Below are 13,658 nucleotides of genomic sequence, written 5' to 3' on the forward strand. Positions count from 1 at the left end.
TACCCTCACCTCTTTATTTTTTTCGTAAACAACTAATGAAAAAGCCATCCGTATGGTACTGATGTGGATAAATTGTTAACATTCCTGAATCTAGGCTTTGTGACAGATAATTTGAGACTGATAACGGCACTAGCTCAAAATCGGTATGTTTACTTAAAAATTGTTTGATAATATTTTGATTTTCTTCCGGTACAATTGTACAGGTGCTATAGACTAATTGTCCATTTGATTTTAACACACTCGCCGCACTTTCCAAAATCTCCATTTGAATTTTAGGTAATTGTTTAAAATCTGCCGGCTTTTTCTGATACTTAATATCCGGTTTTCGCCGCATCAGACCTAAACCAGAACAAGGGGCATCAACTAAAATACGATCAAACGTCTCTGGCGCAAAGACTTCCTTCACCTTGCGTGCATCTAATTGCTTCGTTTGCACGACCTCATCAACACCCAAGCGTTGCGCATTTTGTTGAATTAATTGAATCTTGTGGGCGTGAATATCTAATGCCAGTACTTGACCGCCTTGGGTTTTGTCTAAGAAGCTTGCGATATGAGTGGTTTTTCCACCAGGGGCAGCACAAGCATCTAAAATATAATCACTTGCTTTAGGCGCTAAGAGTGGCGCAACTAGCATGGAGCTTTCATCCTGAATTGTAAGCAAACCTTCTTGGTAAAGTCTGCTGCCGGCTAAAAAGCCTTTTTCTGCTACAATGCCATCAGCAGCAACCTGACTAGGCTTAGCGGTAATCCCTTCTTGAGCGAGGCGTTCAAGCGCTTGTTCTCTGGAAATAAAGGGCCGATTAATTCTAGCACTGACTTGACTTGGTAGAAATAGCGATTGACCCAGCTTTTGAGTTTCAGCTATGCCCAATATCGCTACTAACTTTTCAACCAACCATACAGGCATACTGAGCTCGATGGATAAACGTTCAAGCGGATCTTGAATCGTTTGTAAATCACGGACACCCTGTCTTTGGACATTCCGCAAAACGCCATTGACAAATTTAGCAATACCTGGATTGCCAAAAGCCTTAGCTAATTCAACGGCTTCATTGAAGATAGCATGACTCGGAACCTTATCTAAAAATAGTAATTGATAAACGGACATTTCTAACAATAACTGCACCCAATCATCTATTTTTTTGGCTTTAGCTGTAAAGGGGGCTAAATAAAAAGCTAACAAATATTTACGCGCAATACTTCCATAAACAATTTCGGTAAATAAGGCCGCATCTTGCTTGGATAATTGACCCTTATCAATAAATTCTCTCACTAACAAATTAGAATAAGAGCCACCCTTTTCTATTCGGTATAAAGCTTTTAAACAAGCAAAACGTACGGTTTTTGTAATAGGACCCGTTACTTTACGCTTCATCTTGACCCAGCCTCATTTCTACTTGAACCTGCTGACCACTACCATTTAAAAAGGCCTGAATTGTTTGCTTCGATTTGCCAGCTGGCTGCAATTCTTCAATAGCTAAGACCGTTTGTTCACCACAAGCAATCCATAATTTACCTTTTTCTTTGGCAATAATCGTTCCAGGTAAGGCTTGTGTCGTTTCCTCAACAACTTGACTGCGATAAATTTTCCAACGTTGCCCTTGATAAGTCGTATAAGCGACTGGCCATGGATGCATACCGCGAATTTGGCAATCAATCGCCTGTGCCGATTTTTGCCAATCAATTTGCTCTTGTTCGCGCGTAATATTAGGTGAGAAAGTAGCTAGAGCTTCATCTTGTGGGGTAGCTTTTAAATCATTAGCTAAAATTTGAGGTAGTGTTGCTAATAATAGCTTACGACCCAACAAGCTTAATTTAGTAAACATTGACCCGACATCATCTTGATTCGTAATTGGCAGACTCTCTTGTGCATAAATACCACCCGCATCCATTTTTTTAATCATTTCCATAATCGTTACACCAGTTTCCTTTTCGCCATTAATAATCGCATAATGCACCGGTGCACCCCCTCGATATTTCGGTAAAAGAGAGGCATGAACATTGATTGCTCCAAATTGAGGTGCTTGTAAAAGTTTTTCTGGTAAAAACTGGCCAAAAGCAGCCGTTACAATGACATCTGGTTGTAGGTCAATAAGCTGTTGCATTTCAGGTGAGCCACTGATTTTTTCTGGTTGCAATACAGGTAAGCCTAAGCGTAGCGCCGCTTGCTTAACCGGTGGCGCTTGAATCACTTTTTTACGCCCAACTGGACGATCAGGCTGTGTTACAACGGCTACTATTTCATAACCAGCTTCCACCAAGCCCTCTAGAATTGGTACTGAAAAATCTGGAGTACCCATAAAAACCATTTTAGTCATTCGTTTCTTCCTCCGCATAGTAATTTTCTAACTCTTCTTCGTCAATATAGTCAATCACCTTATCTGTAAATAAAATACCATTAAGATGATCAATTTCATGCTGCATCGCTCGCGCTAAAAAATCATAAGCTTCCACTTCGATTTCTTCGCCTTCACGATCATAATAGCTCACCGTAATTTGACTTGCTCGCTTCACTGTTCCATAGGTATGAGGAATGCTAAGACAACCTTCTACATCAATCTCCTCGCCACTTTTTTGAATAATTTTAGGGTTAATCATTTCAAAAAGATCCCCTTCTTCTACTTCGACAATAGCCACCTGCAGATTTTTTCCTACTTGAGGAGCAGCAATTCCTACGCCATCATTTGCCAGCATGGTTTCATACATGTCATCAAGCAAGGTGTGTAATTCATCGGTAATTGCCGTAATTTCCTGATTTGCTTGGCGCAAAATAGGATCTGGATCAAGTACAATTGGGTATTGCATTATGCTCACGCATCCTTTCTATTGTAAAGCTATTCCTTAAAAAATTTGGTGGCAACTTGCCATTTTTAAATAAATTGTAAGGGTTCATAATCCACCGAAACAAACAGTCCTTGTCTTTGTTCAAGCTGACTATTGTAAACAATCTCTCTTAGTACTCTAGCTAATTGCGGTTCACGCTTATATTTAATGACTATTTGATAGTAATACCGATTTTTTACGCGCATAATCGCACTAGGGGTAGGGCCTAAAAAGATACTTTGTGGACTCAGGTTTTGTTTTAGCTGCTGAAATACAGCAAAAGCCTTTTGCGCCGCTTTTTGTTCCTGCTCATGACTAAAGGTTAATTTCACCGTAAAATAATAAGGTGGATAATCACTCTGATGACGAATAAACATTTCTTGTTGGTAAAAAGCTTCATAGTCTTGGCTTTGTGCCAACGTAATTGCATGATGGGTCGGATTAAAGGTTTGGATAATAACCTTCCCTGGCTTATCCGCTCGACCTGCTCGACCACTTACCTGAGTTAATAGCTGAAAAGTACGCTCACTCGAACGAAAATCAGGTAAATTTAACGAAGTATCGGCATTTAATACGCCCACTAAAGTAATATCGGGAAAATCTAGTCCCTTGGCAATCATCTGCGTCCCCAAAAGAATATCCGCTTTTTTCTCACCAAAGGCTTTTAATAAACGTTCATGCGCACCTTTTTTTCGGGTCGTATCAACATCCATGCGAATAATTTTGGCTTCCGGAAATAATTGCTGTGCTTCTTCTTCGACCTTTTGTGTACCCGTACCATAATAGCGAATCTTATCCTGACCACAAGATGGACAACGACGAGGAATCGGCTCTTCATGCCCACAATAATGACATCGCATACGTTTAACATCCATGTGTAAGGTTAGTGAAATATCGCAGTTAGGACAAGGCAGTACATACCCACAATCTCGACACATCACAAACGAAGAATAGCCACGACGATTTAATAATAATACGATTTGCTCATGCTTATTTAACCGTTCATGAATCTTATCCTGTAATACTTGTGAAAAGGTTTGAGTAGCACTATTATTGGCTTCTTGGCGCATATCAACAATGGAAACTTTAGGCAATTGTGCCAAAGGATTGGCTCGCTTTGTCAGCGTTAGCAAGCGATAGAGCTTTTTTTGGGCACGAGCTCTTGACTCTAAAGAAGGGGTCGCACTTCCTAAAATTACCGGACATTGATGATACTTTCCTCGCCAAATCGCAATATCACGCGCATGATAGCGTGGTGTTTCATCTTGCTTATAGCTAGCTTCATGCTCTTCATCAATCACAATGACCCCGATATTTTTTAACGGTGCAAACACAGCCGAACGGGCTCCAACCACAACTTGGGCTTCTTCTCGTTCAATTTTACGCCACTCATCATATTTTTCCCCTTGCGATAAACCACTGTGTAAAACCGCCACACGATCAGAAAAACGGGCCTTAAACCGCTCCACCATTTGCGGTGTTAGCGCAATCTCTGGAACTAGCATCATGGCAGTTTGTCCCTTGGCTAAAACCTGCTCAATGACTTGCAGATAGACCTCTGTCTTACCACTACCCGTAATCCCTTCTAGTAAGAATACTTGGCTTTGCTGATTTTGATTGGCTTGCAAAATTTCTTGGCAGGCAGCTTGTTGTTGCACATTTAACTGCATCGCTTGTGTTGGTGTAAACTCGTAAGCAGCATAAGGATCACGGTAAATTTCGACCTCTTCAAAGCTTAGCCAGCCTAGGTCCATACCTTGATTCAAATGAGCCGTACTAATGCCTTGTTCTTTATAAAAACTAACCGGATGAACCTTCTGCTCACTTAATAACTGCAGAAGTTGGATTTTACGTAAAGCAGATTTTTTTTGAACTGCTTGGAGTGCCTGATATTCCTCACTAGTTAAACTAGGCTTTACATAGCGAAGCGTCTTTACCTGATTTTTAGTCTTCACTTGATATTCTAGCCGAACAACTCCTGCTGCCTGCAATTCTTTAAATTGCTTTAATGCTTGTGCTTGTTCAACACTTTGCCAGTCAATGACCGATCTATCTTTAAAAAATTGAGCCTTAATCGGATGTGTCTCATCTAATAGATGAAATTCCTTGTCATAATTCGCTTTTAATAAAGCAGGTAGCATCGTCTGTAAACAAGTAATTTTAAACGCATAGGTCACTTCCTGCATGTAATCAGCAATCGCTAATAATTCTTGATTTAAAACAGGCTGTAAATCAAGACAGCGAACAATCGATTTCAAACTAACTAAATCTAATGAATCCATTTGTTGGCTCGTACTAGTTTTTAAACCGACTACAAAACCTTGAACATGACGATTGCCATTGCCAAAAGGAACTTCTACTCGCATACCGATTGCAATGACTTTACGCAAACTATCAGGGATTAAGTAAGTAAACGGTTGATCCGTTTGCATCGTGGGTACATCTACAATCACTTCGGCCAATTCATACATAAAACGCTTCGCTCCCTTCCTATTCATTTTACTTGATTTTTCGTATACAGAAAAGCCGGTTATAAACAACACATAAAGCGTAAAATAGCAAAAGCTGCTGCCTTTGTATTTTACGCTTTATCCCAATCATCCACTCATTTTGAAAAATTAAAAGTCCTAGCTTAAGCTAAGTGATCTGCGTGAATCTTTTGTTCTAGCTCACGTTGTTCCATTTCTCTTCTAGCTTTACGTTCGTCCTCTTCCATTTTTAAACGAGCGCGTTTAATTTCTGGATTTGGATCATTAATCACCGTTTGTGCATCAATTTCTTCTAAGGCACGCCCAACATTTTTTACTGAATCAAAACGATCTAAAGTTGGTTGTGCACCTTCATCTAATTCATGTGCTCGTTTACTAGCTAGAATAACTAAAGAATACTTAGAATTGACTCTATCCAACAATGAATCAATCGATGGTTTTAACATCATGATAAATTACAACTCCTCTATCATTTTTCGATATTTATTAATTACGCGATCAACGCGAAAATGCTCACTAGCAATAATTTCTTTGATACGCTTCACCGCTTTAGGCACTTCATCATTAACAACTGCATAATCATATAATGCCATCATTTCGATTTCCTCTTTGGCTACACGCATCCGTTCATCAATCACTTCAAGCGAATCCGTACCTCGACCAACAATACGTGAACGTAACTCTTCTAAATCAGGTGGCGTTAAGAAAATAAAGACACCATCTGGCACCTTTTCTTTTACTTGCTTAGCCCCTTGAACTTCAATTTCAAGGAAGACATCTTTACCTTTAGCTAATGTCTCTTCTACATAGGATAATGGGGTACCATAGTAATTGCCTACATATTCAGCATACTCTAACATCTCACCCTTGGCAATAAGCTCTTCAAATTCTTCTTTACTGCGGAAAAAGTAATCGACGCCATCTACCTCTCCTGGGCGCATTTGACGAGTAGTCATCGAAATAGAATATTGAAAATCATTATCATCACTTTCAAAAATCGCCTTACGAACCGTTCCTTTACCTACTCCAGACGGTCCAGATAAAACTATTAATAATCCACGCTCTGTCATAATGAGTCCTTTCACACTTGCATTTGTTTACCTTCCATTTTGCACTTTTTTTTGAAAAGTTTCAAGAAGTATTTAGCATATTTTGTGAAATATCCTTAAACTCTCATTATTCATTCACTTTTTACTCAATATTTTGAATTTGCTCTCTGATTTTTTCCAAAGTGGTTTTCAATTGGATAACATAATTTTTAATCTCAATTGCGCTAGATTTCGATCCGATGGTATTAACTTCTCGATTCATCTCTTGTAATAAAAAGTCTAATTGTCGACCAACCGGCTCCTTAGTTGCTATTAGCTCTTGGTAATGCTGACAATGAATCGCTAGCCGGTCAAGCTCTTCATGAATGTCTCCCCGTTCTAAAAGAATGGCCAGTTCAGTTAACAAGCGTTCCTGTTGAACCTCGGCGGCTAAATACTCTTGGAGCTTCTTTTCATAGCGTGCTTGATATTCCTTTTCATAAAGCGTATTAAACGAAGCTAATTCCTGACAAATTTCAGCGACCATTTGCCCGTTTTGCTGCAAAACCTTAGCAATTGCCTCGCCTTCTTGTAAACGGACCTGATCTAGCTTCGTCACAGCCGCTAAAACCGCCCTACTCATCAAAGGTGCTAGCTGCTCAGCAGATAAGCTAGCTGGCTGTACCTCAATAAATTCTGGACGTAAAATCAGCTTTTCAACTAAATGCGTCATTGACAAAGAGGTACGATAATCCCCCCTCATTTTATCATTGAGTAGCTCCATCGCTTGCTTTAATGAAGCCCAGTGAATCTTCACCTCTTGTGCTTGATTATCCGGCAAATCAAGCTTCAACATCACTTCTACCCTGCCTCGTTGTAACACATTAGCAATTTGTTTTCGAATCATTAATTCAAATTCATTTAATATGCTAGGCAAACGTAGCTGGACATCTAAAAAGCGATTATTCACGCTCTTCATCTCAACGGTTACACGATAGCCTGCGTCTTCTAAAACCGCCTTACCAAAACCTGTCATACTCTTCATCATTCATCACCTTAACCTACATCGATAAGATTGCTTGTTTTAAAGCTGCAAATTCTTCATTGGATAGCGTAATCCCTTTGCCCATCTTTTCATGCTCAGGGCTCCAATCACGTAAATCAAATTTTGGTGGACGACCATTCCAACTCACCAAATTCAACTCCTTGCGCCAGCCCTTAGGATTCTCTGATAAAACAGCGATTTCTTCTAAAATTTCAAATGAAAATGCTTCAGCCATAAAGATAGCCTCCTTTTCTTTTTGTCTCACTGATTAATTACGTCTTTTTTCACTTCATTTCTTTTTTATTATACAACAAGATGATTTACCTGCCAAAAATTCCCTTTGGCCTTTAACAATATTTCAAGTTATGAAAACAGCTTTGAAAGAAAATGATTTTCTAAGAAAACGGTTCAATATAATCTTTTTGTAATATATTTTTAAAATAAAAGAAATGAGTAATTTTCCTTAGTTTATTGTAGAATGTAGTCAGACTGGAGAAAGGATGGTAAGTAATGAATTCCGCAATTTTTGTACATATGGATACAACAAGCAATGTCGTTTTAACCCGCGGGCTACATGCGGATGATTTTCAACGGGTAATCATCCACCGACCAAATAATTTATTACTACTCAATCCTGCTATCTCTGAAGGCGAATTTGAAACACATACCGGCTTAAAGGTCATTCGTGGACATTATGAAGTAGAGCAATTTTTCCAAATGATTGCTCGTAGAAAAAATAATACCGATATACGCTGGATTGACTTTACTGATTTAACCATGGTCAAAGAGCTTACTCCTTTAGAAATATCTGAACTCCTCTATCTTGGCCATATGAAAACACATCTACATTCACCATTCTTTTATAAGCTACAAAATGACTTTGTCTATTTTGATATGGGGGATGATTTATTACGCGTTTATTATCGCTATATCGACGAATTTTATCGTATCCTTGCCAAAAAAATTACTGCAATTATTTATCAAGAAGTCAATGATCAGCGCCCTTTCTTTAGACGTAAACTAATTGAGGTGCCTACCTTGCCGATTGATTTGGTCAAAGAGCTTCGTGAATTACTCAAAGACGGTCTGGCTTTTAATTTTCCAAAAGCCAAGCTAACGAGCAAGGCTGTGGAAATTCCTCTTTATGCAGTCGAAGAAGCGGGATCACGTTTAAGCAATCAAAGTCTACGCCAAAAAGAAAAAGTTGGGACACTAACTTACTTAACTAAGCAAGCACAGTGGCAATTGGCCATTGATCCAGAGTGGATATAAAAAACACGGCTATTAAGGCCGTGTTTTTTTTATTATATTACTTCCCTAGCGCGGACTGTATTTCGTATTGACACTACTTACCCGCAATAACTGTGGCGCTAGATTATAAACGAATACAATGACAATACTTGCGACAATACCACTGGCTAACCCACTTGCACCATTCATCACTAGTGAAAATAGCCATGGTTTCATGCCCCACAAAGCATACGAACCCCAGAAGACCCAGCCTGCGACAAAATGCCAGAAAAAGCGGGCACCTACACCAACTAAGCTCGCATAGACGATTAATTTTCGCACTTTAGCCACTTGTTGGCTGGCAATCGCATGTTGAACGCTGGTAGCATAAACACCAGCAAAACCGGCAAAGGTAAACGCGATTGGATATTCAATTAATACTTGAACCGGCGTTAAAAAGTAGACCTGACCTGTAACAAAGTACAACATTCCCCATAAAAAACAAGCAAATAACGCTGGCTTTAATCCTCTACGCAAAGCAAAAATCGTCATAGGAATTTGCCCTAAAGAAATGGTAAAGCTACTACCGATATTTAACGGTACAAAATGTAACGCCATTGCTAATGCTGCCATCAACGTGCCTTCCAATAGAATTTCTGTTTTCTTATTCATCAAAAAACTCCTCCTTTAGAATCTTCACAATTCACAAAGGAGAAGTGGAATAATCGAACACTTCTACTCGTCACAATTCCTACGATCGCATAACCGAAACAGGTACGAAGGGTTTAGAGTTACCTCAATCTCAGCCAAATGGCTCCCCTTTGTGAGTAGATTCTATTTAATTTTTACGACCTAAGCATAGCATACTTTAACAAATTTGCAAGCTTTCAGCTCAAGAAAATTTATTAGCTTACCTTTCATAAAAAAAAACAGGAGCCTTCAAAGACTCCTGCTTTACATAATTATTATGATAAAGGTTGTTTACTTTCAAATAATGGACTAACTGGTTTGTTCTCATGAATTCGCTTGATTGCTTCTGCGACCAACTCACCCACACTAATCTCATCAATTTTATCGATTTTACGCTCTTGTGGTAAATTAATGGAATCAGTCACCACTAAACGTTCAATTGCAGAATCCTGAATTCTTTGTAAAGCTGGACCAGATAAAACTGGATGAGTACATGAAGCATAAACGCTCTTAGCACCAGCTTCTTTTAAAGCATTGGCAGCTAGGGTAATGGTCCCTGCTGTATCAATCATATCATCAATTAACACACAAACTTTACCATCTACGTGCCCAATAATATTCATTACTTCTGCTACATTCGCTCTCGGACGACGTTTGTCGATAATAGCAATTGGTGATTTTAAAAATTCGGCTAACTTACGTGCACGGGTCACGCCACCATGGTCTGGAGAAACAACGACCACATCATCGCCTTTAATATTGTTTTCCAAGAAATAATTAGCAATCAATGGTGCTCCCATCAAATGATCCACTGGAATATCAAAGAATCCTTGGATTTGTGCCGCATGTAAATCTAGCGTAACCATCCGAGTTGCACCGGCAGTTTGTAACATGTTTGCGACTAATTTAGCAGTAATTGGTTCACGTGAACGAGCTTTACGATCTTGACGAGCATAACCATAATACGGCATCACCACATTAATTGTTTTGGCACTCGCACGTTTTAAAGCATCAATCATAATTAATAATTCCATTAAGTTATCATTAACAGGTGAACTTGTTGATTGCACCACATATACGTGTGCTCCACGGATACTTTCTTCAATGTTTACTTGAATTTCCCCATCACTAAATTGCTTCACAGTACATTTTCCTAGCTCTACACCAACAGCTTTGGCAATTTTTTCCGCTAGCGGACGGTTAGAATTTAAAGCAAAAATTTTTAACCTTGGATCAGAATATTGGTTTGACATGAGAACCTCCACTTTCTTTTTTACAAACAGAATGACTACTATTTGTGATATACACTTCCACATAAAATAGTAGTCATTTTTGAACAATAAATCAAGTTTTTTCGGGTTACTTATTCAAAATAAGGGATTTTTTTTGCCAAATCCAGCTTATTCACCTGTCTTGCACGAGCAATTGCTAAGGTATGTTCGGAAATATCCTCGGTGATTGTTGAACCCGCAGCTGTTGCACTATTTGGTGCCATCGTAACTGGCGCAACAATATTCGTGCCTGAACCAATAAAGCTGTGATCGCCAATAACGGTATGATGTTTGTTTTTACCGTCATAATTCACAAAAACAGTCCCACAACCAACATTGATTTCTTTACCTAAAGTAGCGTCACCAACATAAGTTAAATGACCGACCTTTGTTCCTTCACCAATGCTAGCTTTCTTCACTTCTACAAAATTACCGATATGCACTTTTTCACCGATATCTGCTTGCGGACGTAAATGAGCAAATGGACCAACATCAGCAAATTTACGTACAATACTTTCTTCAACCACCGATTGTTTAATCGTCACATGATCTTCAATCACACTATCCACAATCTCAGAATGAGCAGTGATATAGCAATCTTCACCAATTTTTGTCTTTCCTCTTAACACAACACCCGCTTCGATGACAGTATCAGAACCAATCTCTACATCTGCTTCAATATAGGTGCTAGCAGCATCCATAAAGCTCACCCCATTTAGCATATGCTTACGGTTAATTCTAGCCTGCATCAATTGATTGGCTTGTGCTAGGGCAACACGATCATTAACTCCTAGCGATTCATCAAAATCAGCCATTTGATAAGCTGTTACGGTATGACCCGCTTTTTGTAAAATCTCTAAAACATCAGTTAGATAATACTCGCCTTGTGCATTATCTGTTGTAATCTGACCTAGTGCATCAAATAATAAGGCATTATCAAAACAATAGGTCCCCGTATTAATCTCTTTCACGGCAGCCTCTTGACTAGTTGCATCCTTTTGTTCAACAATCTTCATTACATTGCCTTGCTCATCGCGAATGATTCGACCATAGCCAGTTGGATCGTTTGCTTGGGCAGTTAAAACAGTAACCGCCGCTTGTTTTTCCTCATGAAAGGCAAACAACTGCTCAAGCGTGGCACTGGTTAATAGTGGAGTATCCCCACTAAGCACCACCGTTGTTCCTGATTGATTGGCCAACAAATCCTTCGCTTGTAAAACCGCATGACCCGTTCCCAATTGCTCTGCTTGTAGGGCATAATCACTACGGCTACCTAGACGTTCTTTGACTAGCTCAGCGCCATGACCAACAATGGTAATAATTTGCGTTGGCTTCATTGCCTCAACTTGTGTTAATACATGGTCAACCATTGCCTTTCCACAAACCGGATGTAAAACCTTATATAATTTTGATTTCATTCGTGTTCCCTTGCCCGCAGCAAGAATCACTGCATATCGATTGCTCACGAAATAGCCTCCTTATTCTTTATTCATTCTCAGGTACTTGATAATCTTTAAAATAATTTCCCGGTACAACTGAAATGGTCTTTGTCTGTGTATTCACATCTTTAACATATAACAATGAACTATATTCGTCAATGACACGTTTGCCTTTAAAATTACCTTCAGCAAAAACAGTAATACCAACGAGCTCTGCTTCAAATTCTTCAATCAGGCTCTTCATCCCATTAACCGTGCCGCCGCCTTTCATAAAATCATCCACCACTAACACTTTTGATCCACGACGTAGGCTACGCTTGGATAATTCCATTTTTTCAATTCGTTCTGAAGATCCAGAAACATAATTCACGCTGACTGTCGAGCCTTCTGTAATTTTTGAATCTCGACGAACAATAACAAAAGGTACATTTAAATAATAAGAAACAGCCTGGGCAATCGGCACACCTTTTGTAGCCACTGTCATCACCGCATCAATTTCTTTATCTAAATATTTAGAAGCGATAATTCGACCAACTTGTCTAAGTAATTCTGGTTCCCCCAACAAGTCAGATAAATAGACATATCCACCTGGTAATAGACGATCTTGTTCAGATAAACGTTCAGCTAACTGGTTAATATATTGATACGCTTCATCTTGTTCCATTACAGGCACAAACACCACCCCACCAGCAGCTCCCGGTAAGGTCTCTAAAATCCCAATCCCACGCTCTTTAAAAGTCTTTTTGACAATACCTAAATCCTCACTAATAGACGATTTAGCTGAGTCATAGCGTTTAGCAAATACACTTAATGAAATTAATTCATGTGGATGTGACAATAAATAATTGGTCATATCAATTAACCGCTCACTACGACGAATCTTCATTCAATTCCGCTCCTTTTTTGCTCATTTCTTTCATTATAATCAAAAAATCCGAATTTTTCTAGATGTTTTTCTAATATAACCATTAAATGTTCGTAAAATTACCCTACCATCTGCCATTTTACCGAGAATCTTTCGTTTATTCATTAAAAATTACTGAACATTCTTCATCAAATTCACACCAAAAAAGCATTCAACCGCTATTAGTAAGAAATTGAATGCTTTATAGAGACTACTTTTCTATTTAACACCTTGTAGAGATATCAACACTAACATACCTATTCATCGATTATAATTTTGATAACTTTTGATTCCAGCGTTTCATTAAAAAATAGCTTCTTAGATACGTGATGACCCAAATAAGCATGAAAATAACTGTGTAGATGAATAAAAATACAACATAGCTGACTAAATGGAACACTACCCATTGATTGAGATGTGCAACCAGTAAAGTAGCACTAACTGTAATTAAATAATAAAGCAAACTTCTCTTTAACAGCGACCACTCTTCCTTGTCCCAAATCACGCGACAAGCCATAAATAAAGCACCTAGCATCCCAGCCCAAAAAGTTTGCCAGCATACAGCCCATAATTCGCCATCAAGGGACTGTGCTAAACTAGGAGGAACTGCCAAATACTGAACTTTGCCTGAAAAATATGTGGAAACCAGACTGATAATGATACTAATGCTCTGACTAATAGCCATCCCCAATGGAAAGCCTAACAAACTCGTTACCAACCACTTTTTCTTTGTTTGCAT

The 13,658-nt window shown here is 38.9% G+C and carries 14 protein-coding genes and 1 riboswitch; of the genes, 1 reads left to right on the forward strand and 13 read right to left on the reverse strand.

Annotation, left to right across the window (positions count from 1 at the left end; translation table 11 throughout):
- Positions 1-13: 13 nt before the first annotated feature.
- The 8 genes from rsmB to RK02_RS09700 all read right to left on the reverse strand — a co-directional run bounded on the left by rsmB (position 14) and on the right by RK02_RS09700 (position 7,620).
- On the reverse strand, positions 14-1,375 hold the full coding sequence (gene rsmB, locus RK02_RS09665) for a 16S rRNA (cytosine(967)-C(5))-methyltransferase RsmB (RefSeq protein ID WP_016184059.1): 1,362 nt from the start codon (positions 1,373-1,375) through the stop codon (positions 14-16).
- Positions 1,365-2,318 carry a methionyl-tRNA formyltransferase gene (gene fmt, locus RK02_RS09670; protein WP_016184060.1) on the reverse strand — a complete coding sequence of 318 codons (954 nt, stop codon included), beginning with the start codon at positions 2,316-2,318 and terminating at the stop codon, positions 1,365-1,367. Before fmt ends, rsmB begins: the two co-directional genes overlap by 11 nt.
- The gene (def, locus tag RK02_RS09675; RefSeq protein ID WP_016184061.1) at positions 2,311-2,805 is read right to left on the reverse strand and encodes a peptide deformylase; all 495 of its coding nucleotides are present in this window, start codon (positions 2,803-2,805) and stop codon (positions 2,311-2,313) included. The genes fmt and def overlap by 8 nt, the downstream gene beginning before the upstream one ends.
- 65 nt (positions 2,806-2,870) lie before the next feature.
- Positions 2,871-5,294, reverse strand: coding sequence for a primosomal protein N' (gene priA / locus RK02_RS09680; RefSeq protein WP_016184062.1), 2,424 nt, complete (start codon positions 5,292-5,294; stop codon positions 2,871-2,873).
- 161 nt (positions 5,295-5,455) lie between these two features.
- Positions 5,456-5,761, reverse strand: a complete 306-nt coding sequence (rpoZ, locus tag RK02_RS09685) for a DNA-directed RNA polymerase subunit omega (protein ID WP_016184063.1) — start codon at positions 5,759-5,761, stop codon at positions 5,456-5,458.
- Between the two features lie 6 nt (positions 5,762-5,767).
- Positions 5,768-6,382 (reverse strand): guanylate kinase, encoded by a 615-nt coding sequence (gene gmk / locus RK02_RS09690; protein WP_016184064.1) that lies wholly within the window; start codon positions 6,380-6,382, stop codon positions 5,768-5,770.
- Positions 6,383-6,503: 121 nt separating this feature from the next.
- Entirely contained in the window at positions 6,504-7,385 is an 882-nt protein-coding gene (locus RK02_RS09695; RefSeq protein WP_018451646.1) for a YicC/YloC family endoribonuclease, read from the reverse strand.
- A 16-nt stretch (positions 7,386-7,401) separates the two neighbouring features.
- Entirely contained in the window at positions 7,402-7,620 is a 219-nt protein-coding gene (locus RK02_RS09700; protein ID WP_016184066.1) for a YdbC family protein, read from the reverse strand.
- Positions 7,621-7,895: 275 nt separating this feature from the next.
- Between RK02_RS09700 and RK02_RS09705 the strand changes: the two genes are divergently transcribed.
- A complete protein-coding gene (locus RK02_RS09705; protein ID WP_016184067.1) occupies positions 7,896-8,657 on the forward strand; it encodes a hypothetical protein in 762 nt (253 codons plus the stop codon).
- 45 nt (positions 8,658-8,702) lie between these two features.
- Here RK02_RS09705 and thiT read toward each other — a convergent pair whose 3' ends face one another.
- The 5 genes from thiT to RK02_RS09730 all read right to left on the reverse strand — a co-directional run bounded on the left by thiT (position 8,703) and on the right by RK02_RS09730 (position 13,658).
- Positions 8,703-9,287, reverse strand: coding sequence for an energy-coupled thiamine transporter ThiT (gene thiT / locus RK02_RS09710; RefSeq protein WP_016184068.1), 585 nt, complete (start codon positions 9,285-9,287; stop codon positions 8,703-8,705).
- Positions 9,288-9,346: 59 nt separating this feature from the next.
- Positions 9,347-9,446, reverse strand: a riboswitch (TPP riboswitch).
- A gap of 134 nt (positions 9,447-9,580) precedes the next feature.
- Positions 9,581-10,558 carry a ribose-phosphate diphosphokinase gene (locus tag RK02_RS09715; protein ID WP_016184069.1) on the reverse strand — a complete coding sequence of 326 codons (978 nt, stop codon included), beginning with the start codon at positions 10,556-10,558 and terminating at the stop codon, positions 9,581-9,583.
- Positions 10,559-10,668: 110 nt separating this feature from the next.
- Positions 10,669-12,042, reverse strand: coding sequence for a bifunctional UDP-N-acetylglucosamine diphosphorylase/glucosamine-1-phosphate N-acetyltransferase GlmU (glmU, locus tag RK02_RS09720; RefSeq protein WP_016184070.1), 1,374 nt, complete (start codon positions 12,040-12,042; stop codon positions 10,669-10,671).
- A 19-nt stretch (positions 12,043-12,061) separates the two neighbouring features.
- Complete coding sequence (gene purR / locus RK02_RS09725) at positions 12,062-12,901, reverse strand: pur operon repressor (protein WP_016184071.1); 840 nt, start codon at positions 12,899-12,901, stop codon at positions 12,062-12,064.
- A 286-nt stretch (positions 12,902-13,187) separates the two neighbouring features.
- Complete coding sequence (locus RK02_RS09730) at positions 13,188-13,658, reverse strand: DUF3021 domain-containing protein (protein ID WP_016184072.1); 471 nt, start codon at positions 13,656-13,658, stop codon at positions 13,188-13,190.

This window comes from Enterococcus columbae DSM 7374 = ATCC 51263 (assembly GCF_000406925.1).
GTDB lineage: Bacteria > Bacillota > Bacilli > Lactobacillales > Enterococcaceae > Enterococcus_E > Enterococcus_E columbae.